The organism is Rahnella sp. AN3-3W3, from assembly GCF_003263545.1.
Taxonomy (GTDB): Bacteria; Pseudomonadota; Gammaproteobacteria; order Enterobacterales; family Enterobacteriaceae; genus Rahnella; species Rahnella variigena.
This window is the reverse complement of record NZ_JYDG01000032.1, coordinates 16,886-41,249: the sequence shown is the minus strand read 5'-3', so window position 1 is coordinate 41,249 and position 24,364 is coordinate 16,886. Positions and strand designations below refer to the sequence as shown.

At 47.4% G+C, this 24,364-nt stretch carries 25 protein-coding genes; 5 read left to right on the top strand and 20 right to left on the bottom strand.

The genetic code is table 11. From position 1 onward, the window contains the following. Positions 1–15 precede the first annotated feature (15 nt). Positions 16–738, bottom strand: a complete 723-nt coding sequence (gene fadR, locus UC15_RS10855; protein WP_112288455.1) for a fatty acid metabolism transcriptional regulator FadR — start codon at positions 736–738, stop codon at positions 16–18. A gap of 244 nt (positions 739–982) precedes the next feature. On the opposite strand from fadR, the gene nhaB reads away from it, so the two are divergent. The 4 genes from nhaB (at position 983) to iraP (ending at position 5,254) form a co-directional block, all read left to right on the top strand. Beyond that, positions 983–2,560 carry a sodium/proton antiporter NhaB gene (gene nhaB / locus UC15_RS10850; RefSeq protein WP_112288454.1) on the top strand — a complete coding sequence of 526 codons (1,578 nt, stop codon included), beginning with the start codon at positions 983–985 and terminating at the stop codon, positions 2,558–2,560. Positions 2,561–2,739: 179 nt separating this feature from the next. Continuing rightward, on the top strand, positions 2,740–3,270 hold the full coding sequence (dsbB, locus tag UC15_RS10845; RefSeq protein ID WP_112288453.1) for a disulfide bond formation protein DsbB: 531 nt from the start codon (positions 2,740–2,742) through the stop codon (positions 3,268–3,270). 362 nt (positions 3,271–3,632) lie between these two features. Next, positions 3,633–4,742: an AI-2E family transporter gene (locus tag UC15_RS10840; RefSeq protein WP_112288452.1), complete on the top strand. Its 1,110-nt coding sequence runs from the start codon at positions 3,633–3,635 to the stop codon at positions 4,740–4,742. Positions 4,743–4,912: 170 nt separating this feature from the next. Beyond that, the gene (gene iraP, locus UC15_RS10835) at positions 4,913–5,254 is read left to right on the top strand and encodes an anti-adapter protein IraP (RefSeq protein WP_112288451.1); all 342 of its coding nucleotides are present in this window, start codon (positions 4,913–4,915) and stop codon (positions 5,252–5,254) included. Between the two features lie 249 nt (positions 5,255–5,503). Here iraP and UC15_RS10830 read toward each other — a convergent pair whose 3' ends face one another. Further along, positions 5,504–5,887 (bottom strand): DNA repair protein, encoded by a 384-nt coding sequence (locus UC15_RS10830; RefSeq protein ID WP_112288450.1) that lies wholly within the window; start codon positions 5,885–5,887, stop codon positions 5,504–5,506. Positions 5,888–6,226: 339 nt separating this feature from the next. On the opposite strand from UC15_RS10830, the gene UC15_RS10820 reads away from it, so the two are divergent. Next, positions 6,227–6,451 (top strand): DinI family protein, encoded by a 225-nt coding sequence (locus tag UC15_RS10820; RefSeq protein ID WP_112288448.1) that lies wholly within the window; start codon positions 6,227–6,229, stop codon positions 6,449–6,451. A 1,553-nt stretch (positions 6,452–8,004) separates the two neighbouring features. On the opposite strand, the gene UC15_RS10810 is transcribed toward UC15_RS10820, so the two are convergent. The 18 genes from UC15_RS10810 to UC15_RS10730 all read right to left on the bottom strand — a co-directional run bounded on the left by UC15_RS10810 (position 8,005) and on the right by UC15_RS10730 (position 24,326). Next, complete coding sequence (locus tag UC15_RS10810; protein ID WP_147412507.1) at positions 8,005–8,382, bottom strand: hypothetical protein; 378 nt, start codon at positions 8,380–8,382, stop codon at positions 8,005–8,007. A gap of 194 nt (positions 8,383–8,576) precedes the next feature. Continuing rightward, entirely contained in the window at positions 8,577–8,771 is a 195-nt protein-coding gene (locus UC15_RS10805; protein WP_112288446.1) for a hypothetical protein, read from the bottom strand. 87 nt (positions 8,772–8,858) lie between these two features. Then, positions 8,859–10,112, bottom strand: a complete 1,254-nt coding sequence (locus UC15_RS10800) for a tail fiber domain-containing protein (RefSeq protein WP_112288445.1) — start codon at positions 10,110–10,112, stop codon at positions 8,859–8,861. Positions 10,113–10,168: 56 nt separating this feature from the next. After that, on the bottom strand, positions 10,169–10,405 hold the full coding sequence (locus UC15_RS10795) for a cor protein (protein WP_112288444.1): 237 nt from the start codon (positions 10,403–10,405) through the stop codon (positions 10,169–10,171). Between the two features lie 124 nt (positions 10,406–10,529). Next, a complete protein-coding gene (locus tag UC15_RS10790; RefSeq protein ID WP_232829853.1) occupies positions 10,530–11,231 on the bottom strand; it encodes a hypothetical protein in 702 nt (233 codons plus the stop codon). Further along, a complete protein-coding gene (locus UC15_RS10785) occupies positions 11,198–11,512 on the bottom strand; it encodes a hypothetical protein (protein WP_112288442.1) in 315 nt (104 codons plus the stop codon). The genes UC15_RS10790 and UC15_RS10785 overlap by 34 nt, the downstream gene beginning before the upstream one ends. Next, positions 11,512–14,700, bottom strand: coding sequence for a host specificity protein J (locus tag UC15_RS10780; protein WP_112288441.1), 3,189 nt, complete (start codon positions 14,698–14,700; stop codon positions 11,512–11,514). The genes UC15_RS10785 and UC15_RS10780 overlap by 1 nt, the downstream gene beginning before the upstream one ends. A 53-nt stretch (positions 14,701–14,753) precedes the next feature. Then, positions 14,754–15,371 (bottom strand): tail assembly protein, encoded by a 618-nt coding sequence (locus tag UC15_RS10775; RefSeq protein ID WP_112288440.1) that lies wholly within the window; start codon positions 15,369–15,371, stop codon positions 14,754–14,756. A 59-nt stretch (positions 15,372–15,430) separates the two neighbouring features. Then, on the bottom strand, positions 15,431–15,781 hold the full coding sequence (locus tag UC15_RS25650; RefSeq protein WP_157960975.1) for a hypothetical protein: 351 nt from the start codon (positions 15,779–15,781) through the stop codon (positions 15,431–15,433). A gap of 28 nt (positions 15,782–15,809) precedes the next feature. Continuing rightward, on the bottom strand, positions 15,810–16,160 hold the full coding sequence (locus tag UC15_RS10770; protein ID WP_112288439.1) for a hypothetical protein: 351 nt from the start codon (positions 16,158–16,160) through the stop codon (positions 15,810–15,812). Between the two features lie 262 nt (positions 16,161–16,422). Continuing rightward, positions 16,423–16,626: a hypothetical protein gene (locus UC15_RS25645; RefSeq protein ID WP_157960974.1), complete on the bottom strand. Its 204-nt coding sequence runs from the start codon at positions 16,624–16,626 to the stop codon at positions 16,423–16,425. A gap of 10 nt (positions 16,627–16,636) precedes the next feature. After that, positions 16,637–17,767 carry a hypothetical protein gene (locus UC15_RS10760; RefSeq protein ID WP_112288437.1) on the bottom strand — a complete coding sequence of 377 codons (1,131 nt, stop codon included), beginning with the start codon at positions 17,765–17,767 and terminating at the stop codon, positions 16,637–16,639. Between the two features lie 19 nt (positions 17,768–17,786). Further along, the gene (locus UC15_RS10755) at positions 17,787–18,977 is read right to left on the bottom strand and encodes a nucleoid-associated protein (RefSeq protein ID WP_112288436.1); all 1,191 of its coding nucleotides are present in this window, start codon (positions 18,975–18,977) and stop codon (positions 17,787–17,789) included. A gap of 167 nt (positions 18,978–19,144) precedes the next feature. Next, the gene (locus UC15_RS10750) at positions 19,145–19,873 is read right to left on the bottom strand and encodes a C40 family peptidase (RefSeq protein WP_112288435.1); all 729 of its coding nucleotides are present in this window, start codon (positions 19,871–19,873) and stop codon (positions 19,145–19,147) included. 4 nt (positions 19,874–19,877) lie between these two features. After that, the gene (locus UC15_RS10745) at positions 19,878–20,630 is read right to left on the bottom strand and encodes a phage minor tail protein L (RefSeq protein WP_112288434.1); all 753 of its coding nucleotides are present in this window, start codon (positions 20,628–20,630) and stop codon (positions 19,878–19,880) included. Between the two features lie 14 nt (positions 20,631–20,644). Further along, complete coding sequence (locus tag UC15_RS10740; RefSeq protein WP_112288433.1) at positions 20,645–20,986, bottom strand: phage tail protein; 342 nt, start codon at positions 20,984–20,986, stop codon at positions 20,645–20,647. Positions 20,987–21,018: 32 nt separating this feature from the next. After that, positions 21,019–24,078: a phage tail tape measure protein gene (locus UC15_RS10735; protein ID WP_112288432.1), complete on the bottom strand. Its 3,060-nt coding sequence runs from the start codon at positions 24,076–24,078 to the stop codon at positions 21,019–21,021. Then, a complete protein-coding gene (locus UC15_RS10730; RefSeq protein ID WP_112288431.1) occupies positions 24,078–24,326 on the bottom strand; it encodes a DUF1799 domain-containing protein in 249 nt (82 codons plus the stop codon). The genes UC15_RS10735 and UC15_RS10730 overlap by 1 nt, the downstream gene beginning before the upstream one ends. Positions 24,327–24,364: the final 38 nt, after the last annotated feature.

Here is a 24,364-nt window from a genome sequence, read left to right as displayed (position 1 = left end):
GAAAGATGAAGGGAATTAGCGTTTTTTTTGTTCGGTCAGATCACCCGGCATCGCGCTCTGCATGCTGTGCCAGATTTCACCACTCTGACGGCCATAATTACGCACGCAATCGACAATCTGCTCATAGCTTTTCTCGTGGCAGATATCAGACAGCTTTTTATAGAAAGTGATCGCCAGTTTACGCGCTTCAGGATTGGAGAAGTAATAACGTCCGACGCGGGTATAAAGACCTCGCAGTCCGTTGATAATCAGACCGTAAATCGGGTTGCCGGAGGCAAATGCCAGACCACGGAAAATGCCGTAATCGAGCGCCGTAAAGGCTTCGGCATGATCTTCAACTTCCGCCGCTTTAGCCAGTACCTGCTGGGTTTCTTCAGGATTGGTTCGCATCGCTTTACGGATAAAGATTGTTGCGATGTTAGTACGCACGGACAGCAAATTATCAATGAGCTGTGGAACACTGTCATGATCGAGACGCGCCAGCGTTTCCAGAATATTCAGACCCGACGTTTCCCAGAAATTGTTCACTTTGGTCGGTTTTCCATGCTGAATTGTCAACCAGCCATCCCGGGCAAGCCGCTGTAACACCTCACGCAATGTGGTTCGGGTCACGCCAATGAGTTCGGAAAGTTCTCTCTCTGCAGGCAAAATTGAGCCCGGAGGGAAGCGGCTGTTCCAGATACTTTCGATGATATACTCTTCGGCAAAACCGGCAGGACTTTGTGCCTTAATAACCATGTGTTTGTCGTTCCGTGTGGGGCTTTTATCAGGGATATAGTTCAGCTCATCATACCAGATGAAAAACGCCTGTTATAGCCGTCAGTCAGAACAAATGTTGAAACTGTGCAGGGGTTTGCAGAATTTCACATTTCTTAATGGCTTATGGGATAGTCCGTTCCGGTGAAAAATTTCTGTCAGACAATTACACTGACCTATGCTTTTGATACCACTATAAATTACAGATAAAGGAGAACTGGGGAATATGGAAACAAGCTACAGTCGCGCATTTATAAAAAACTTTTTGGGGCAGTCTCCTGACTGGTACAAAATTACCATTCTGGCCTTTCTGGTTATTAACCCGTTGATTTTCTTTCTGGTCAGTCCGTTTTTAGCCGGATGGTTGCTGGTCATCGAGTTCATTTTTACCCTGGGTATGGCGCTTAAATGTTATCCACTTCAGCCTGGCGGTTTGCTGGCTATTGAAGCGGTCATGATTGGCATGACCAGCGCAGAGCGTATCCGTGAAGAGATTTCGGCCAATCTGGAAGTGCTCCTGCTGCTGATTTTTATGGTGGCGGGCATCTACTTTATGAAGCAACTGCTGCTGACCGTATTTACCAAGCTGCTGCTGAATCTCAGAAATAAAATTGCGCTGTCACTGGCCTTTTGTTTTGCTGCCGCTTTCCTTTCCGCCTTCCTCGATGCGCTGACCGTTATTGCTGTGGTGATCAGCGTTTCAGTCGGTTTTTATTCGATTTACCACAACGTCGCCTCTAATCAGAGTGAAAACACGGATGTGACCGACGACAGCTCGTTTACAGGCAATCAGCAACATCAGGCCGTTCTGGAGCAGTTTCGGTCCTTCTTACGCAGCCTGATGATGCATGCCGGCGTGGGTACCGCGCTCGGCGGTGTGATGACCATGGTGGGCGAACCGCAGAACCTGATCATCGCTAAAAGCGCAGACTGGCAGTTTGTCGACTTTCTGATCCGTATGTCTCCGGTCACCGTCCCGGTGTTCATCTGCGGTTTCATTGTCTGCGCGCTGGTGGAGCGTTTCCGCGTGTTTGGTTATGGCGCAAAACTGCCGCATCCGGTTTATGAAGTGCTTAAAAAGTACGATCAGAAAAACAGTGAGAACATCACGAAACAAGACCGCATTAAGCTGGCGGTGCAGATCGTCATTGGGGTTTGGTTGATTATCGCCCTGGCTTTCCATCTGGCTGAAGTCGGACTGATCGGTCTTTCGGTGATTATCTTTGCCACCGCATTTTGTGGCGTCACTGATGAACATGCGATTGGTAAAGCATTCCAGGATTCCCTGCCCTTCACCGCCCTGCTGACCGTCTTTTTTGCCATCGTTGCCGTGATCGTCGAACAGCATCTGTTCACTCCAATCATTCACTTTGTGCTTCAGTCAGCGCCGTCAAATCAGCTGTCATTGTTCTATCTGTTCAACGGATTGCTTTCTTCCGTGTCTGATAACGTTTTTGTCGGCACTGTTTATATCAATGAAGCTAAATCTGCACTGGTTAATGGCGTGATTGACCTGAAGCAATTTGAACTGCTGGCGGTCGCGATTAATACCGGCACAAACCTGCCATCGGTTGCCACGCCCAATGGTCAGGCGGCGTTCTTGTTCCTGCTGACGTCCGCCCTTGCTCCACTCATCCGCCTTTCATACGGCAGAATGGTGTGGATGGCGCTACCTTACACAGTGGTCATGACGCTGGTGGGTTTGCTGTGCGTGCAATATCTGCTGCCGGATATGACGCAGTGGTTTACGGAGATGGGATGGCTGAGCATGCCACCGGCCAGTGAAGTACTCATGCCTCACTAATACACAGACATAACGTCGGTAATTCTCTGGCAGCTCCGTAGCCCAGAAAATTACCGAAATTAAAGTCGAATTCTCCGATTTATATTAATTATTTACCTATTATTTATTCTGACAGGCTGGCAGCAGGGAGCAATTGGTTTACACTGCGTATCAGTAGCTAACCGCAGGGAAATTTTACTATGTTGCAATATCTTAACCGCTGTTCACAAGGCCGCGGTGCATGGCTTCTGATGGCTCTGACAGCTCTTATTCTTGAGCTGGTTGCGTTGTATTTTCAACACGTGATGCTTCTTAAACCTTGCGTCATGTGCATTTATGAACGCTGTGCGTTGATGGGTATTCTGGCTGCCGGGTTGGTCGGTGCGATTGCACCCTCTACCTGGTTACGTTATGCCGGTATTCTTATCTGGATTTACAGCGCTTACGAAGGGATCCGTTTGTCATGGGAACACACCATGATCCAACTGCATCCTTCTCCGTTCGCGACCTGTGATTTTGCTGCCCGCTTCCCGACCTGGCTGCCACTGGACAAATGGTTCCCGTGGATGTTTATTGCCAGCGGTGATTGTGCGGAAAAACAATGGGAATTCCTGTCACTCGGTATGCCGCAGTGGCTGGTTGTTGTTTTCAGCGTGTTTATGGTCATTGCGATTCTGGTGCTGCTGGCACAGTTCGTAAAACCTAAACGACGTGACTTGTTCGGTCGTTAATTTCAGTAAACTAAATTCACAAAGGCGCCTCCCGGCGCCTTTTCTATGACCTTCAGTATCATCATGCAGGGAATGCAGACTTTTTAATCAGAGTGGTTTATATGACTAATTTGGAACCTGCAATGAAAAATCTCCCTGTCGGGCTGGTCTGGATAATCTGCGTCGGAGCCTGTCTCCTTTTCTGGGTCGTAGTCGGTTTTATTTTTTATGGCTTGTTCAGATAACGCCACACTGGCGGCCTGTCCGGACGAGTATCAGCTGGCAGGTTCGCTCAATACACTGTGCAAAAAAAGACCTGGATTTGTAAAAACCTCAATGAGTTCTATGCTACGAGGGCAAAAAGGTTCATCAGAGGAACAGATATGGTTGTAAAAGGGTTTTCAAAAGGGTTTTTCATCGCGATTCTTTTAATCGTTACTTTGGCTTTTTTTGATGTATTGAGGCCTTATTATTCTTCCGTACTATGGGCAATTATACTTGCGGTGATTTTCAATCCGCTGAAAAACCGGCTTAAACAATTTGTCGGTGATCGCAACGGTGTTGTTTCTTTATTAACCGTCTTGATTATTTGTCTGATTGTATTCACACCGCTGGCGATTATTACTTCTTCGCTGGCGATCGAATTCAATGCGGTATACACCAAGCTTCAGGCGAATGATTCCCAGTTGCCGGCGATGCTGACCGATACCATCCACCATTTACCGCGATGGGCCAGACATTTCCTTGCGGAGCATAATCTGGACAGCACGACTGAAATTCAGAAAAAGCTTTCTGATGTCGCGCTGCAAGGCAGCCAGTATCTGGCGGGTAGCGTTTTTGTCATTGGTAAGAGCACGTTCGGCTTTGTTGTCGGTTTCGGCATCATGCTGTACATCCTGTTCTTCCTGCTGAAAGATGGCGCTTATCTGGTTAATCTGACGCTGGAAGCCCTGCCGCTTTCCCGCCACGTTAAACATCATTTGTTTATGAAGTTTGCGGCCGTATCCCGCGCGACAGTTAAAGGTACGGTGGTGGTGGCAATCGTTCAGGGTGCGCTGGGCGGGCTGGCATTTTACATCGCGGGTGTGGATGGCAGCCTTCTTTGGGGCGCGCTGATGGCCTTCCTGTCAATCATCCCTGCGGTTGGATCAGCCATTATTTGGGTACCGGCTGCCATCTATTTCTTCGCTTCAGGAATGTTGTGGCAGGGGATCTTTATCGTGGTCTTCTTCGTGGTGGTTATCGGTATCGTGGATAACGTTTTACGCCCGCTGCTGGTTGGCAAAGATACAAAAATGCCGGATTACCTGATCCTTATCACCACGCTGGGTGGCATGGAAGTTTATGGCATTAATGGCTTTGTGATTGGTCCGTTGATTGCGGCATTGTTTATCGCCTGCTGGAACATTCTTTCCGGGCGTGACCATCGTAACAATACCGATGAGATTGACGAAGATTTCATTGAGGAAGGTAAAAATCACCCGGAGACATGATACACAGGGCATTTTCTCTAAGTGCCCAATCCGCGCATCGTTATCTTCGGTCTGAGTTTAACGGGCGGTTGCTACAAACCGCCCAGTTTTACCAAATATGATTATGCAGTTTTCAGAACCTGGCGTAGAAATAAATGACAACTAACACTATCGATCTGCAGGGGTAATAAATGAAAAATATCATTTTAGGTATGATCGCAAAAATCTCCCGTATGGAAGCAGACACTAAACAGCTCACCGCTCAGGTTGAGGCGCAGTCACTCCTTCTCGGGGCTATTTTCATCACTGTCGGGAAAAATGGCGGGCCGCAAGAAATCATCGAAAGCGTCAATAAAGCCATTAACTCCGTGCTCGACTCCGATGATGAAGTCCTTAAATCCGACGCCAAAATTTTGTTTGAACAGTTTCAGGCACTGATTGAGATGACGCGATTTATCGACAAGGCCGATCCGGAGCTGGATTCCGAGGCGCTGAATGCGCTGGGTGCTGTCCGGCCTGATTCAGAGATCTGATATCAAAATCCTGGAATAAAAAAACCCTGGCATTTGCCGGGGCTTTTTCATTTCATATCCTGAAAGAGAAGCGAGCTTATCTCGCCCAGCTTGGCTTATTCATGATAGGCGGCTGTCAGAAAACGAAGTGAAGTGAAGTAAGATTTAATCACGGTTAAAACAGAGTATTACCGCAAACTGAAACGCTGCTTGGCACGTAGTAACATCGGTTTGCGGTAATTTTTTGCCCCGTATATGCCCCCGCTCATTTCAAAACACTAAAGTGTCATCGAACACTTCGTTCTTCGCGTCATAGATGATGAATGTCACCACTCCCTCGATCACAATCTCATCATCAAAGAATTCATCACCGAACGGGATGAACTCACTCTTGTCGATAAGCGACTCAAGTCCGTGCCGAAGAATGGTCACCAGGCGAAAGACTCCGTACTCTCCATTAACCTGAGTAAGAAGCAGATTGCCGTCCACCGGCTTGATAGAACTATCGACCAGTAACTTGGTGCCTGAGTTTATGTGCATGCCATGATAGCGTTCCGCGATGAACATCCTCACTGATGGACTGGTGCATGAGCAAACCTTGTTCAGGTCAATACGCCCCTCTACAAAATCACTTGCTGGACTTGGAAATCCCATACCGCCCTCCTCACATCACATAGCCCATGTTCTTCATGAAATAACACCTCTCATCGCCGTGGTGGTCAGTGTAATCACGGAAGTAGGGCTGATAGTGCTCTATCCACTCATTCGCTTCTTGCAGTGACCAGAAGTGATTGACCTTCACTAGTTCCTGTACGAAGCGAGCGGTAGTCACAATCCTTCCCTTCTTCGGGTCTTGCGTGATGCTGCTGACGAACGCACCTTTGATGTCTGAATACCTAGCCAAAACCACCTCACAAATACTGTTCATGCATACAGTATTATCATGAGGATTTTGGTTTGTGAAGTCAGTGTAGAGAGAAAAATCTTAGGAGGCTGATCTGTAAATCAATAAAAAACCCCGGTGCCGTCGAGGCATTGAATGAAGAATCCCAGAAAAGGCTCGATGATCATTACCCGGGCGCGAAATTTGCAATTCGGCGGGCTCATAGCGATGGGCTTTCTGTGATGGGAGGTACAGCGCGGGATAAAGAAGTAATCGACGTGATGCTGCAGAATACGTGGGAAAGCGCGGATGATTGGTTTCAGCCTGGACCATGAAATCTGAGGCCAATATTGACACCATAAAAAACCAAAATTATATTTTCTCCGTCATGACAGCAACGGGTCAGAGTCCTCGTGGTTGAATGCGCTGGCGGGTTTGCAACTTTCCTGCCTTAATGGAAGTACCCTTCGGTATCCTCACTGCAAAGATTCCGTTATATTATCGTTAAAATTTACTTTATTTACATTTACAGCAATGGATCTGCGATGCGCTATGGGCTGTTCGCCATACTCTTAGTTCTGCTCATACTGATTTTTTTAATGGCTGGTAGTGACGAGATACATCACGCCTTGAAAATGCATGCACATTGGGTCTTGGGGCACTGTGATCGCTAACCTACGACCTGAGTTACGGCTTGGAAAAACCATGGATAGGTGACTGATGGAGGCCAAATGTCTGTTTACGCAATAATTGGCTTGATTCTAATGATTTGGGCATTACCTACACTAGTTTTTGCTATCTACAGAAAAGACCGAGCTCAGATAATCCGTGCCAGTAAAGTTACATGCATAGCAGTTCTCATCGTAGCTATTGGATATGTTGGGCGCTGACTGAAAGCCTGAGATATTTGATTTTACTGCTGTAGATAATGGTGTTGTAAACATTAAGGACTTTCAAACTACCGAGGTGGTAGCTTTCGCAAAAGGATGCCCTTTCTCAATCATACCTACCGGTAGCGTTAGAGTGATGAACAGAAGAGTAAAAGTTAACGCCCCATACAAAAAGTCCTGCCTTGCCGCCATAGACATTATGGTCTCAAAACTTTAATCGTTACCCGGCCACAGAGCCGGTTTTTTGTGCCTGTAATCTGGCAAAATCACCGCCCTGCACTATTCTCATATCAGCTGACGTAGAACAGCAAGCCTGCCAAGGCTATGCATGCCTATCTTCTGATAACCCACCTTATACGTGGGTTCTTTTTTACCCATAGATAGCTTTTTCTTCGCCCTGGACTAAAATTGAAAATGGATGGAGTGACTACCTACCAGTACTAAGTAATGTTGATAACCTTGATATTTGCCCGCCGTTAACGCGGGCTTTTTTTTAACTACAAAACTAATGTTACTTAACCCAAATTTTATTTATCAGCTATTGTTAACAAAGGAGTAACACTCCTGTTCCGAACTAAATTTTTTGTGATGATTCACTGGCCCTCTTCGCGAGGGCTTTTTTACTGTACCTGAGTGAACACCCTTGTAGGTTACCTAAGCCGGAACTCATGAAGGTTGTTATTCAAACTCCAACCACAATAACTATATGGCACAGATAGAAAATAAAGAACGATTGGTTTTTCGATCGGTAATAACGATCAATAGTTGCGTTTCGATCGGTAATTACCATTGGAGTCCTAAGGGTATTCAGCGGAAGATTGCATAAATTTCTGAGGGCTAAGAACATTGTGAAAATCATACTGCTTATAGTCATCGTTCTGGCGATTGTTGCTGGGCTGATTTGGTGGGTTATGAAATCGGGTGCCGATGATACGAATGATGATTATTGAGCGAAAAAAAAGCCCGCCGAAGCGGGTTATTTTAAAGCATACAGTCGACTAAATTTTTGAACCGTCGTTAATCATCAAATATCGAAGCAAACCTTCATCTGATGCCTTTCTAGCCGGGTCATTGCTGGCAATCAGGTAAAACGAAGTCGCCAAATCGTAGGGAGCTTTGTCGGCCGATTGGATGGTAAACGTTAATGCTGAAGGGGTAATGGAAGAGCTGCAGGTCATATCCCAATGAGATGCATCTTTCTCAATGGCTTTACAGTTGGTAGGGCCGTAACTATACGACATTTTGCTACTCACAGCTGTAATAGCTTCTTGAACATAGACCGGGTTATTCCCACCGCTATAGCTAGCGAAGGCAATGCCACCCACTAACAACAGTGGCAATCCATACAAAGCTGCGTTCCTTTTTTTCACTTTCAACAACTCCAAAGCAGTATGTGAATTAAGAGTACTCCTAAATACACTGCAAAGAAATGTCAGAAGATTGTAATTTTTTTTACATTATGTTTCTAAATGCAAATTAAACTCCTAATATTTTGTTTACGATAGAGTTTTTAGATTGTTCCGGACTAAATTTTTATCCAGATCCACTAACCTTCCCCGCTAAGCTTTCTTTAAGATTTACCTATTAGCAGGTCAATAGCTTTCCAAAATCTATCCTTGTGGTGCAGATGAACTACCTTTTGGTGCTTTTGCTCCAACTGAGTAATGATTGTTTCAACGCTTACTATCTTACCTTCCTCAAGTACCGTTATAACTGCCTCACCAATTTCCTGCCGTATTTGTGAATATTCTTCATCTGTAAGCATAAGCACCTCGAAATAGTTTTCGTGAGCCTAGCATAGGATGACTTGAAATAGGGCAAATTGGTGTAACTATTCGGCATAGAGAAAAAGTTATGAGGTGGATTCCTCTTTCGATATCGCCGCAAGTTTGTCAGGATCGATGATGGCTTCCAATTCAGTCACTTTTGCCGACAGTTCTTTTATGGCCTGTACAGCCAGTGCAATTACGCCGTTGTATTCCACAGTGTATGAACGTTTCGATTCATCACGCTTGCGGATCAGTTTGGGCACGCTGACAGTTTCAGTCTCGATGGTAGTTTTGCCATCCTCGCCCACAATTTCCTTTTCTACCTTCTGTTCTTCGGTGACGTACTCATCGTTTTCATCGAAAGTCGAACCAATGGCTTCCGGCAACACTTTCATCAAATCCTGAGCTATCACACCCGCTGATGGTGTGCCGTCGGCTTTCCATACAAAGGTAACTCCGTCGATGGCGTTAATTTTATCCAGCGCATTGGAGATCGGCGTGATGAAGTCTTTCTTGTCACGGTCAGACGTTTGCGTCAGGGACACACATTGAATATTACGGGACACGATTAAGTCACCGCTTGCCGTGTGTTGGAAATATTTAATACCGGATTGAACCCCTGTAGCAATAGTTATATCGCCCGAGTTTTCGCCATAGACTCGTGAATAGGGAAGATTGTTACCCTGCCCCGCCATGAACGTGATGAAGAACGGCCAGCCACCACCAGATACCGATGCCCTGAGATTTAACTGCGTTCCTTCAATGGCAACAGTTCCGCTAAACACTGGCGCTGACGTTGGTGCTGCCCCTAATGCCGTGCATGCTGCTGCGGCCGTTTTTGCACCAGTCCCGCCCTGAGCAATGCTCAATGCAGTAGTCAAACCGGCAAGTGAAGTAATATCAGTGTTCGCGCCTTTTGCTGCCTTACCAGCCAATGAATCGCTGAGACTTCCCCAGCTTGGCCCGGTGAATGTCGAAAGATCAGGTCGTGTCACTGTGACTGATGGGTCGCTACTGAATATCTTCTGCCAATTAGCCTTATCCAGATTTAAACCTCGGATAGCTTTTGCAACATCAGCGGCGACCTGAGAAGTAATGCCAACCAGTGTCGCATTCGGTACCGCAGTCCATGCATTACCCGTTGCGGTCGGTCCACCATAAGCAGTGACCAGAGTTAATGCAGTAGCTGAGGTTATTGCTTTGACACCCAGCGTGTACGTCACGCCGCCGACAATAACGACCACGAAATCACCCGCTTTTAAATCCGTGGTAAAGGCGGTACCGGTACCAGTCACGTTTGCTGAATTATTTGTTAATGCGATTGTGCCTGCTGACATGCTTTTCTCCGGGCATAAAAAAACCCGCCGAAGCGGGTATGTTTGAAGTTATGGGGTTATTTATCGCACGTTGTGCTGATGAAGTTCGTCTTACTTACCCAGCGCCAGCCGAAGGGGTCACCTGCTTTGTACTGGGTTTGGCTGGCGACCTTACGTACGCCATAAATCTGCACATTGGTTTCCTGCCCTGCGACCAGAGCAACGCCAGCACAAACGGGCTCCTGCTTTTCAAGCATTCCTGCACAACCGGAAACCATCAAAGCAATGGCAAGAACCATTAAAATATTCTTCATGTTTATGTCCCTATCAACGTAGATGAAAAGACATTAACAATGAAAATTGAGCGGGGATAATTGGTTATATAGATCAATATATTGATATTGATCGTTTATAACGATCGTTCTCGTTATTTATTGATTAATAACGTGAAACATCAATCGCGAATATCTGATCGCGTGAGTTTGAATAGCCGACATTGTGTAGTTCTTCACCAGGCGCATCGCGCTGACCGGCCCTGATGCGAGTAGAAGAACCGTCGTAGTATGCTGAAGTATCAATGGGAGAAGACCACGGGCGTGGCTGAGTGGTGCCCATAACACCCACCACAACACCCACCACTCTGGGCAACACTGCCCATTTTCCACCGACTGTTTTATCAACCAAATAACCGATATCGGTTGTGGATCCTATCGTCCCGTACCCAACCGGTGGATTCATCACCTTAGTTTCATTAGTCAAAATGCACTGCCCCGCAGCATTCCAGATGGCAACTCCCCATTTAGGCAGCGGTTGCGGTATGACGTATCCAAAAATGTAAATGGTGACAGTTCCCGGACTGCCGCCCGTCCCCACCACCTTATAATTTAGGGTATAAGTGGAATCGACCTTTCTAATATAGAACAGCACATTACCCACTGTTGCATGGCAGCCGATTATGAAAGGCGACGAAGAATTTACCGGAAGAGTGTATGAACCGGCTGCAGAAGGGTTCAAAACTATTTTCTGTACCAGAGACATTGGCGTCGTATCAGGTGTTACCCACGGATTACCATACTGATCTGAAATTAACGCTCCCCAATTTGCCATTATGCTTTTACCAAATAAATGATTAACCAACATTCATCAGCGGTATATGTCCCGGCTGAGTAGTCGCCATTCGCATCACTGATCGATATCGTTCCGCCTGACCCCGTAATTTTCCGGCGTGACCCGGAATAAGCATCCCCTGTTATTGGGGACTGGATTGCTTCAACACGAAACCCTGACGGGACGGTATAGGAGTACGTGCCGGAAACCTGCCCGGCACTTAAATACACGGTTGCCACAACCAACACCGGCACGATACCGGTGTTATTAGGGTTGCCGCTTGCATCCCACGTTTGGATCCCCCAGTTAGCCATTACCAGACCCCCGTAATTAGACCGACTTGCACGCGAAGCACTCCGTTATCATCCTTGGTGCTGATCGTGGTATTCGTCTGTTTCATTGCACCAGCCCCGCCAGCATTCCCAAGGTTGATAAACGTACCGGATTTACTTAATTGCCAGCCCTGCGTTGAACCGTCAAAGTTATTCGACTGTATGAAGTTACCGATCTTCGCATTGGTAATCGTCCCGTCCTGGATAAAGGCATCGCTGATAAACACCTGCCCGTTAATCACGGCGAAGGGTGAATACTGCGTATCCCCAGAACCTGACATCAGCACAAACTGATTCGCATTAAAGCCAACACGCGTCACCACCGGCTGACCAGCCTGCGCCAGCACGGCAATCGACATACCGGCGTTGTACATGACGCCACCGATCCGCACGCCTGTTTTCAGGGTGTAAATAGCTGAAGCACCACTGGCATCAACCACGGCCGTTAGTTTGTCCTCGAGCGCCGCAGTCACGTCACCAATCTGCGCCTGCACCTGAGTCGTCAGATCCGCCATCGCCTGATCGACATCAGCGATAGTCGTTTTCACCGTTAAAATATCAGCGCGCACCTCACCGTTCTGGGCGAACTGGTGATCAACGGTTGAGTTGAGGTTCAGAGCATTTTGCAGAATGGCATCTATGTTGGTTTCAATGTCACTCGTCAGTCGGTCACCGTCGGCTGAGTTCAGGAAGTCATCAGCGATATCGCCCAGATAATCATCGGCATTATCGTTTGCCATGCCCCTTAGCCAGTCGGTATAACCCGATTCATTGCCGATTCTGTCTACAAGCTGCGCACGATACCAAAACACCTGGCCAGCCTTAAGACCTAGCTGCGTGTAGGTAGACTGTGGATAGGGAACATCGGTAAGGAGCAAAGGGTTTGATTGGTCTGAATTTGCCGTGTATTGAATTTCCGTTTTCATAGTATCTGCAGAGTTTTCTGGAAATCCCCATTTAAGCTCAATTCCCCAATTTATACCTATGGCCGAAAAGCCAACTGGTTTGCCTGGCATTCCCACCTTTCCAGTCAACGTTGTAAGTACTGAGTAGCCCCATGCAGATGAGATTTCGGCTGCGTTTATGGCACGAACTCGAACGAGATAGTTACCGGCATAAATCCCAGATACGTCGAATGAGTTAGTAGAAGAACGGGCAACAGATATCCAGTTACCGTCGTCTTTACGCCACTGAGCCTCATAGGCGATGGCACCAGTAGCATTGTCCCATGTGGCGTGCAACGTGGCCACGGAAAGGCCTTGTATTACAGTCGAAGTATTTCTGACAATGATATTTGCTGGCACGGCCTGCGTTCCGGCAGGGACAACACTGATCGGGCGGTCGTCAATCACAGCACCTGTATCGATACGATCGTATTTATCAGGGTCGTGATACATGGCGGTGATGGTGAAAGTGTTGTCGTTATTGTCTTTACGCCCTACAACGCGATATTGCTGCACGTAAAGCGTATCGGACTCAACAACCCAGACTGATTCTGCCTGCGGCGTTTCCCCGAATGCCGTTGTTACCGTGACGATTTTTCCACTGACTGACTGGATTGTCCGGCTCTGCGAGGCACCAGATGGCAGATTTACCATGAGGCGATCACCGGCAACAGCATCCGCCACACGATCAAGGGTTATTGCCCTGCCGTTTACCGAACTGATACGTCCGCCAGTCACTTTTCCGGAAAGAAGCTCGTCGGCCACACCTATGATGTAGCCGGGCAGCGGGATCATGCCATCAAGCCCAACACTGAAAGACACCATTCTGTCTTTGTTATTGGTCAGTATTCCCCAGCGGCCTTTCCTATTTGCCTCCGACTGGCGCGTGCAGCCAATCGCTGTCAGCTCGAGCTGATTGAAGCCGTAACGCGTTACCAAATCCTGCTCGAACACAGGCTCCATTGCGTCGCTGTAAGCGTTGTCTGGATCGGACCATGAAACCAGTGCTGTCGTATAACGCGCTTTGGTCGTGCTGCTTGAGTACGTAAAACGCCCGTCAATTACATTCGCGCGCGTGTAGTTATAATCGATATCCCGAGGCATATCCGCCAGAGCGATCAGCTGATTATTACCCCAGTAAGTCATTCCACGGAAAATGGCGGCAAAATCGCGGATAACGTTGAACGCGCTGTTCCGGTCCTGCACGTACACATTGCAGATATAACGCGGTTCAGTTCCACTTCCCCCGCGGCCGTCCGGCACCATCTGATCGCAGTATTGCGAGACGCGGTAAAGTTCCCACTTATCGATATTGTCAGCAGTGAGCCGCTGGCCGAGACCAAAGCGGTTATTCACGACGATATCGTAGAAAATCCACGTCGGGTTATCGGTCCACGCCCATTTAAACGTTCCATCCCAGGTGCCTGAATAAGACCGGGTGACAGGGTCGTAAGTTGTCGGAACGCGAACCACGCGCCCTTTTGGCTCGCATGAAATCTGAGGGATAGAGCCGTTGAACTGGCTGGAGTCGAATTCGATGTAGAGCAGTGCGGTATTTGGGTACCGGAGTTTTGCGTCGATGACTTCGGTATAGCTCTCGATGGTCATCTTATCGCCGATCAGTGAGCTGGTGGAATCCGCGGTCAGGCGTCGTACGCGCAACGTCCACGTTGATGCTGACTGTGGCAGATCAATGCGGCGGCTGCGCTCGTAGCCGGTAGTGGTTTTACCACTGACGGATTCGGTCAAAATATTCTGCCAGGTGCCACCATCCACCTGCAGGTCGATCGCGTACTGAACCGTAAAGCCGTTAATGTCCCCTGAACTCGATTGCTGGTACAAAGCTGGCCATTTCAAACGCACGCGCGCGGCAGAGAGCTGCGAGTTACTGAAGGTGTGAGTCCAAGGCTTAACCGTCGTTATTTCGGTACTGACGCTGATCTCGTTTTCGGTGCCGGGAACGCCCTGAATGTAGGTCTGATCCTGAGTACCTGAACGAAACTCCCACGCAACGCCGCTGAAGTTGCTGCTGCCGTCGGCGTTGGTGATGGCCGTACCGTCGAGAAAGATGCTGGTACCATCCAGTTCTCCACCGAGTTCTCCCTCGGCCAGTGCCAGCAGAACCTTTGCTTTAGCAACTGACTGCAGATCATCTGGCGCTTCAGTGGGTGTTCTAGGGGAAGAACTGCCGCCTTTGCGGCCTTTGATTGCGGTAGCTGTTGTCATGTTGCGCCCATAAAAAAAGGCACCTTGACGGGTGCCTGATTGAGAGAGAAAGCTTACTGCTGATCTTCAGCGTAGATGCCAGCTGAGATAATCGCCCCGCCGATGCGCCGCTTGCCGTAAAGAAGCGGTACCGGATTACCTTGAGCGGTGGTATTAGTCACGCCGCCGAACGCGTAGGAGGCTTTGTTATCGGCGTCCTGTTTACTCGCTAGGCCGCCAGCCTGCGGGGAAAGCATTTGGATGACGCCGCCCAGTGTCATTGAAATGCCAACAGCACCAACCACTCCCCAGGCACCGCCGGCTGCGATTCCTGCGATCCCACCAGTGAAAAATGTTGCTGCCGCTATGAGCGCGACACCCAAGATTGTTTGAAATAAACCCGCCTGCTTACTGCCAATAACAACGGGCATGATGTAAATGTCTTCAGTCCCTTTATCCATTTCCAGTTCATCAAGCTGTAAGTTTCTTTTTCCACTAAAAACAGCGTACGTTATGCCTCGGCGGTTACTGCTGTTCATGTATTTCTCAAAGCCATTATAATTCGCTTTTAAAGCCTTAATCGCTTCAACTGGATGCTGTATTGCAAAGCGGTGCTTCTTTCCATAAAGCTTTCCTAAAACCCCGCCGAGTCGAACATTGCGGAGTGGTGTTGTATTTAGAGAGTTAGACATTTATTTCTCCATAAATGAAAAAAGCCGCAATTAAGCGGCTTCATAATTTTACCTTGAGGTTAGATACAGTGTTTTATGACATCAACTCTTGCATCCGTTCGGTACGAAAAAACCCCTGACTTATGGTAGAACTTGATATCCGTTCCCGAAGAAATGGGGTTTATATCAGCAACTTCAACGTTACCAGCAGACAACACAGAGAAACCTTCGCCAAGAGGCTGCAAATATACATCACCGTATCTTGCGCTTTTCTCTTGCCAACCAGAAAGAATACACTGTGAAACTTGTTGCGTTGATTTACTGGTAGTTGTCGAAAATGCAGGCTCACCTTGCCGCATCTCACTTACTGAAGCACACCCCGCCAGCCCGAGCGCCAGTAAAAGCGTAGCAACCCTTTCGCATGTCACCATGTATGATTTTCTCAATGTATTAATGCCGTTACTTTGATTTTAGTAGGAAATTATCAACAAGACCCTTTAGTTGCTCATCAGAGTACTCATGGCAATGCAATAAAGCATCTTTGCTAAGTCCCTGATAGGTGAGCTCTGCGATTTTGTAATTTTCTGGAGCAGAATTACCAGGTCTTACTGGCTTAGAAATTCGTGCGGATTGTTCGATAACCTCAGTAGAATTATCACCTAATCCCTTGCCGAGATGACCATTTCCGCGGCACAACCCTTGTAAATAAAACTCCGAGGATTGAGCGTTTTGAGTGCTATCTTGTGCGAATGCAGCTCCTTGAGTAAGGCTTGTAGCGAGCACTAATCCGAGAAATAAACAAACTTTCATTTCTGTTTCTCCATGACTTTCAAGAAAGAGTAAAAGATTTCGTTCGTGCAATCATCACAGACAACTTTAGCTTTTTCCACACTTCGACATGTACGTTTGCAGCGCTAGTTGCTGTTCCTCTGATGAGTCAGAACTGATTAATACCCAAGGGTCTGATGATCCCCGTAAGACTCCAAATGCAGGCAGTAACCATCTTGTTTTAATCGTGACGTGTATATAGAAAGGGTTGTAACCATTATATGCACCGAAGGAGTTTTTGGCATTAAGCTGTCCACAGACATAGCCGCTCACCCCGTCGCCTGGCATTTTTTTCATCCTTGTGAAAAAAAACATCCCTGAATAACGGACTTGTTGGATCTTTAAGGTTTTGCGAAATTTCATTTTGTCCGTAAGCAATAACCTTTTCGTCACTTTCATTGCAACCGGCAAGCCCGAGCGCCAGCACTGCTATGAGTAGTTTTCTCATTACTTTCTCGTCATTTGAAAATTAGATAAATTACGCTTATAACTATCATCGCTCGACCAAGACAATCAATTTTATCTAATCTCACAGAAGCCGTATCTATTTTAGTCGAAAGGGATTTCAACGTATTCTTCGCAGCTTTACGAACTTCTGTTCCTTCATCAAATTGATTATATCTATCAAATGCATTGCTCAGCGTGTCTATTAGGTTTTTATAAGACTCTCTTTGGACGTCATTTGATGATTTTGTTATGTAATGAACCATCCAAAGACCAATAACAACAAGAACCCCCTCCCAAAAGCCACTGGTTTTCGCTAAAGCACCTACAGCAATTAGTGAGCCAGGGATGGTAAACGCCTTGCTTTGACTCGATGAAATAAAATCATTGATTTTAGTAGTATACTCAAGGTTTTTGGATTCTATTTCAGAAAGAATTTTGTTAACTGAGAATCTTTTAGTGTACAGATCTAGCAAGTCGTTATAACGATTGTAAACTCTTTCACCATACTTAACGATCGAATCAATGCTGCTATCATCATTAACGAAATCACTTACTGCCTTTCGCAAAATAGCCTTTCTCTCGCTTGATTGAGCATCATCAAGATTGATGACACTTACCAACTTATTTGCACTATCTAAAGAAATCGCGCTATAAGGGATTTTTTTAACCCGAACTAAATTATCATGGAGCTCTACAACGACTTCTTTACCTCCATCATCATCCGGCAAATACCAAATACTTTTATTATCAAGAGGATGATTTGAAATATTTGATAAAACCTTTCTCCAACAGATAAATTGCCTCATGCAATCCACTTCAGGAAAAACATCAAAAGAACTAATTTTTTCACGTATTAAGAAAAAATCATCTGGAACTCTGGCAAGGCTACAACTTTTTCGCCATAGAGATTCTATCGAAACAAAAAGAAGTGAGTCTTCGTTAAAACTCCCATTCCCTATTTTAAATACTATATTATTATCAGATGTATTTACCTCTGATATTATTCCAAATTTTTTCAATTGTGAAACGAAAGAACTCACATCGCCATCAACTACTTCTATAGATGCATATCCCTCGGCGACTTCAATTGAGGACTGTTGAAGTTTTTGTGTAAAATCTTTAAATTCTACGCTCGTATTCATATGCCCTCCTTAACGTGAGTCACTCGCTAAAAATATCATTCATTTTTTCAACATCAATATCGGAAAGCTTTATTATGAGAACCCCCTGTTCTTTTTTATAAATAGCTTTAGCTTCAGAGTCATTATCGGTGCCAATAGCTTTAACAGATATACTGCAAGCGTAATCTTTATCCACATCAGACAAAATCACCTTGCCAAATTTCTTTTCTGAATTTATGCTTGGTTCGAAAAACTCATCTATTTTATACTCACCCAACAATGCAAATTGAGTGAATTTATTTTGAGCAGGAGAATCCTCTACAAGAACCTTGTCTATCGTTTTACTGATATCAGCTAAGGAAATTTTATTATTAGTCTTACTCTTTGCCTTTTCATGCATTAATTGCTTAACAGCATCAAGAATTTTTACCTTCTCAATCGGAGTTAACTTCATATGAACAGAAAATTCCTTAACTGCCTTTTCTGCTTCTTCAACACTACGGTTGTTATCAAGGTCTTCTTCACAACCAATAGCTTTCTTAAAGAAATTACTATTAGACTTCCCTGTTATAAACTGCAGGTATGTTTCATTCATATTGTTAGGATATGAAACATCGAAAAGAGTCAAATCAACTAAAACCGCTTGCCTGAGTGCGTCCATATCAATAGAGGGTAGTTTTTTAGGTACTAGATTTTCATCAAAGTTGAAAACACTATTATTGTCTACCATGATCACAAAGAGCCTACCCATGCTCTCTGTTTCATCTTCTGTATGATAATGTATAAAAACGATAGAACCGCCAGCTGGTTTTTTCCCGTTAAGCGCCGCCTGATTCTTGATATTTTGCATAAAGTATTCAACAAAAACCTTAAAATCAATTCCTGCATTAATATAATTTTTCAATGCAGTAGCGGTACTGTTTGCTAGATTATTTTTAGTAATAAAACCATGACTTTTACGTTTTAATTTAAACTTTCTTTCAGCCTGTAAAATGAAAGAACGAACATCCTCTACATCTAACCCCCACACTTCACCGGTGGTAGCTTTAAACGTAGTACCATGCTCGCCGGATACTACATCTAACCTTGCAGTAATTGCATTATGTGGGCTGTAAACGATAGATTCTTGCTCTAAAGAAACATCATAGCCGCATACACAAGAAGCAAGTGCCGGGTCAAAATCAATATCGCGACCACATGACTTACAAACGTCAGGGGTAGTACTGTCCATGTAAAATCCTTCATACGGTTAAACAAAATGTAAAGATTGCTTATTATTACCTTATGATAGACAGTTTTAAATGAAACGTATTCATGTAATTAAATACAGCACCACATAAACACTGTATATAAAAACAGTATCACCAATAATAGTTTCCAACAAATAGCTTTAACCTATCAATCATGAAAGGTTGCCGAGTCTTTAAGAACGTGTCTGAGGATTTTTACCGTACGTTCTCGCCAATACCCCCCATACGGCACTCTCTGACTCAACCGGCCGTACATGTGATGCAAGAGCATGTTGCCTTTGAGCAAGACCCCAGCGTGATTCCACTTCTCCGACTGAACCTGCATGATCACCAAATCCCCTGCAGCTGGCGCGCCGGAGAACTCCCGGAAACCGCATTCGTACCAGCAATCCTGATAGAAATTATCCTGATACTGTTTTTCCCACCACGGATAATCGACACGGTAATCGTTCAACTCAATGCCGTGCGTCTGCAGGAAATAGCTCATCACCAAACCCCAGCAGTCTGTATGTCCAAGCACGAACGGGCGTTCGAGTAACGGCAGTTCGCCACGTGGATGAATGGTGCGCAAATCCCCCTCCGGCCAGCTGACGATGTGCCAGGGCAATTCAGTGGCGTCACATTGGGCCTTGTCCAGCTCGCTCGGCTGCGTCGTTGCGTCTGGGTGGCTGTGGACTACTGCTATCACCGTTCCCCAGTCCTCCGCGCCAGCATAGCCCTGCGGATCGAGATGGAAATGCTCGGTCGGCTCAGCAGCCAGATTTCGGCATGGGAAGTATTTAATGACTCGCGATTTCTGCGCCAATACGCCGCAGCACTCCCTCGGATACTCTGCCTCAGCATGTGCCATGATGGCCTGAATCTGTTTATCGTCCATCGCGTTAACTCTTCAGTAAGCTGGTGCCGGGGAAACCGCCGAAGTCGAGTTCATTGTCTGCACCAAACCGGCATTTACAGCCGGACAGTGAGCCGGGGCAAACATCCTTTGATGGGTCATCAACCGGGTTGTTGAATTTGTCGAAATAGGCGGTACCAGAATATGAACAGCCGTTACCCGTCCGGTACCAGCCATTTATCGCCCACGTACAGATGGCGTGGATCTGGCGCTTGGGCAGCATTACCCCCTGCAGGTCCATCGGACTACTGAGGGTGAATTCGACAAGCTGATTGTTTTCCTGGCTCTTACTGTCGATATAGAAAACGCTGAGTTTTTCCTGTGTCGGGTCTGCAGTCGAATTCCCATCAGTAAAATTTCTCGCGTCCAGATAATGCTTCAGCGTGTCATGGATGATGACCTTTGCCTGCAGCATGTCGTCATAGGCCAGACACAGTGCTGTAATGCTGCTATTCAGGTTAGCGACCGTGAGCTTGGGCTGCGCTGATGAACCATCCGTTGAATCTTCAAGCCCTTCAATCTGTGTCGGCCACGCAGAATACTCCAGCCCTTGCCACCAGACAGATTTCGGCGGCAACTTCGATTCATCACCACCTGCAGCGGCAATTTCTTCCGGCGTGTGTGGCAGCGTTTCATTGTGAAAGCGCAGAATATCTGCGCCAAATGCAGATCCATCAACTTCGAAAAGGCGTAGCTTGTCGCCCGGCTCCAGCTTCTGGACGTCAGAATTCATGACCATGTGATTGCCTGCTATCAGACCGAATAAGCCTGCTCAAAAGTGAAAGAAACGCTCATTGTCGCGCCGCCTATTGGCATCGCTTTGATGGAGTCAGCCGTAACGCGGTAAAGCCCGGCTACACCATAGGGGGGCGTCCAGACACATGACTTAATGACGTGCGCACGAACGAAGGCGAGGATAGGTTTCATATCCTTTTCTCTCCCCTGAAAAGTGAGCGGCCACGTCTGGGTTTCGGGGTTGATGCCATCTCCGGCAACCTGTTTATACCCGTCGCCAAACTGAGTGCTACACACGCGCCAGTCATAAGCCCCCTCAGGTGTTCCCTGCACGCGCCAGCTGAACGTTTCGAGTTCCATAATTTCCTCAATAAAAAACCGCCCGTAGGCGGTTAACGTGAGTTGTTTGCGTTGTAGATGAGACCACCGGGACGCAAAGCTTTCGCAATCCCATCGCGAACAGACTGGTCGATCACCTGCTGGTAAGCTTTACCAATGGCGTCACTGTTGCCCGACGTCTGCTGCTGATTGTTGCCGGTCTGAACCACAACGGACGTCTGCACAACCGTAGAGTTGGATTGACCACCGGACAGGCCAAACATACCGGCATTTCCGCCAACCAGACCGCCGTCTGCATACCCCCTCATCATGGAATACAGGTTATCGACGCCTATCCTGCTGGTAGCCTCCTTGGTCATGACGAATTCGCCGCGATGAACGATACCGGCTGGCGCGAACTTATCGCCTTCGCCGGTATAGCCACCGGAATCAAAAGATAGCCCGTTGTAGGCACCCGATGAAAACGAACTGTTAGAGGCTGCCGTAGCGGTACCTGAACCGGCCGAGAACGAACTGCTGATCCAGCCCATGGCCGCCTGTACAGCTTGAGCAATGAGCAGTTTATTGATGATCTCAACAATGCTGGTCAGGAATGACTTCGCAAAATCCTTCACATTAGCTTTGCCGGTTGTTGCCAGCGTACTCATCATTGAGGACATATCACTGAGCGTGGTTTGCGCCAGCTGTCCGGTCGCAGTGAACACGTCACTGGCGTTTTCACCAAACTGGGCAATTCCCTGATTCATGCCTGCCAGCCAGTCCCCCTGATTGGCATCTTCCTGATCCCATCCTGAACGCAAAGCCTCTTTAGCCCGGTTGTATTCTTCCGTAACTTTTGAAAGTGCCGCCGGATCAGTGATGCCGTCAGTCTGCTTACGGAACGTGTTGTTGAGCTGCGTTTCCTGATCGACTCGCCCGGTCTGCTTCGTGGTGAGTCCAAATTTTTCCTGAGTCTGAGCGTTCTTGCTGACAATAGACGTGGTGTAGTCCTGCATCTGCTTGAGCGCCTTCACCGCCTTCTCGCGCTGTACGTTCTCGCGAGACAGCTGCGCCTCAAGCTGCAGGCTGGCCGTTATTTCCCCTGCGCGCGCCAGCAGAGACTTCTGATCGGCGGTCAGGATGGTTTTTCTTTTCAGGTCAGCGATTTGCTGAGTGAACTTCGAGAGTTGTTGCTCCTGACTGGTCAGCGTGGTGCTGGCCGACACTTGGTCTTTCAATGCTGCCAGTCGCTGCTGGCTCGCCAGCAGTTCCCGGGTACCTGCATCATCCTGATAGGCTTTGGTGACGCCTTTAGGTATTTTTGGATCTTTGTACTGGTTTTCAATACCCGCTCTTGCCTTTGCGATTTGCGCATCGGTGAATAACTGAACCTTGGCATCCTCTGCGTGGGCTTTTTTGTTGGACTCTATCCACTTGGATAAATCTTTTTCTACAGCAAGCCGCTTTTCTGCTGGCGTTAATCCCTCCTTGATTAACTTGTTTAGCCCTTGCTGAGCATCAATTGCATCTTGGTCAACTTTGGCAGTATTCGTTTTCTTTTGCTGCACGGCATCCAGCGCTGCTAACTCTTTTTTAGCGGCATCCAGATCAGCATCTGAAAGGCTTGGTGTTCCTCCTTTATATCTTCGCGGGTCGTTCTCTGCTGATTTAATTTTCAGCGTAAGCTTAGCCCTGCGTTCAGCATCTGATGGCTCACGCCCCAGCCCCATGATGCCATCCCACATTTTCGAAGCACTTTTACCCACCTCATCAAAGAAGGATGGCAGAGTTCCCATGGACTCTTTGATCTCTTTAGCGCGACGCTCCATTGCTCCGCTCAAAGCATCTGTGGCGGCAGTAACGGCACCAGCTTTATCACCTTCTTCCTGCAATGCGGAAATGTGCTGGTATTGTGCGGCAGTGAGATAGTGGAGGTTTTTAGTTAGAGCAAGTGAACCGCCAGAAGGGTCATCCGAAAGTTGAGCAAACTGCTTGACCAGGTCATCAATAGACTGCCCCGAGTAATGGCTAAACTCGACAATTGCAGCCGTAGCTTCCTTGAAGTTAACGGCAGAGCTTACTCCAGCCCCTGCCAGCTTACTAAGCACTTCAGAGGCTTCACCTACCGTGCCGACACTCTTACCCACAGAGTCGGCCATATTGGCAAGTTGTTTTGCAGTAAAGCCAGAATACTCGCCAGTTAAAATAACTGACTTGTTAAAAGCGCTGCTCTCTTTCTCGGCGGTTTCATAGACCTTATAGAGACCAATCAGAGCAGCGGTAGCCGCGCCAATTGTTCCGCCAATCGCTAACCCTTTTAGGCTGAATAACTGATCAATCAATCCTGACCGATTAGCCAGCGTGATTGATGAGCCTCGCAATGCCCCGAGGTTGCCGCGGGCCAGCTCGCCCAGCATGACACCCAGCTCACGACGGGCAGCAGAACTTTGCAAGCTGAAAGAATGGACCGCCTCTTCTGCAGAATTAATTTTCTTGATGTAAACATCAGCTGCAGAGCCAACACCAAGCTGAGCTGCTTTGTATTGCAGTAATTCCTGCTTAGAAAGGTTTTGGATGGCGACTTGCTCTTTCAACTTCCGAAGGAAGCCCTCCCTCGCAGCAGTTGCAGCCTTGTCTTGTTGCGCTGCCGCTGCAGCCGCACGCCCCTCAGTAGTTCTAGCATCAGCCGTGCGGCCCAGCTCCTCGCGCGTCTGCTGGATAGTGCGTGTCGCGTCGCGAAACGTATCAGTGTCTACCAATCCTTTGGCATTGAAACGCGACAGTTGCTGCTCCATGTTGTCGAGCTTTTCGAATGCTGCCGTTACCGGGTTGATCTGGGTCAGCAGCGTGCGCAACTCCTGCTGCTGCTGAGCGGTCGCCTGTGCCGCCCCCTTAATACTGGTTTCGTTTTGCTTCAGCGCTTCGCTAAATCGCCGCACACGCTGGTGCGTGTCCTCCACTTCGCGTGCAACTTCAGCAGAAACTTTTGCGGCTCCTTTACCGCTGGTGCCGAAATTATCGGCGCCCTTTGCTGCGACGGCCGCCGCCTCAGCAAATTTATCCAGCTCGTTACTGCCACGCTCAACGTCGGACGTATTGACCCGGAGCGAAATCGTTGCAATGTCACCGGACATTACGCCCCCTTATGCATGAGTGTCAGCGCCGTTCTTTCCATTATGCGGATGTCATGCAGCGCGGTTGCTTCGTCGTCTATTCCGTGAGTACGCATCAGCCAGGGCAGACAGTTGTAATCCAAACCTGTCGCCCCACTCATACCCACTCGCCACTGTGTGCTGGCCGCCTGAAAGACGTCGAAGGCAGGCCAAACGTCAGGCCAGACATCGATAATGACCTGTTCGAAGTCATCGGCTGTCAGCCCCATACCGGCCAGGTCTTCAGCAGTGGGATCAGGCGTATAGA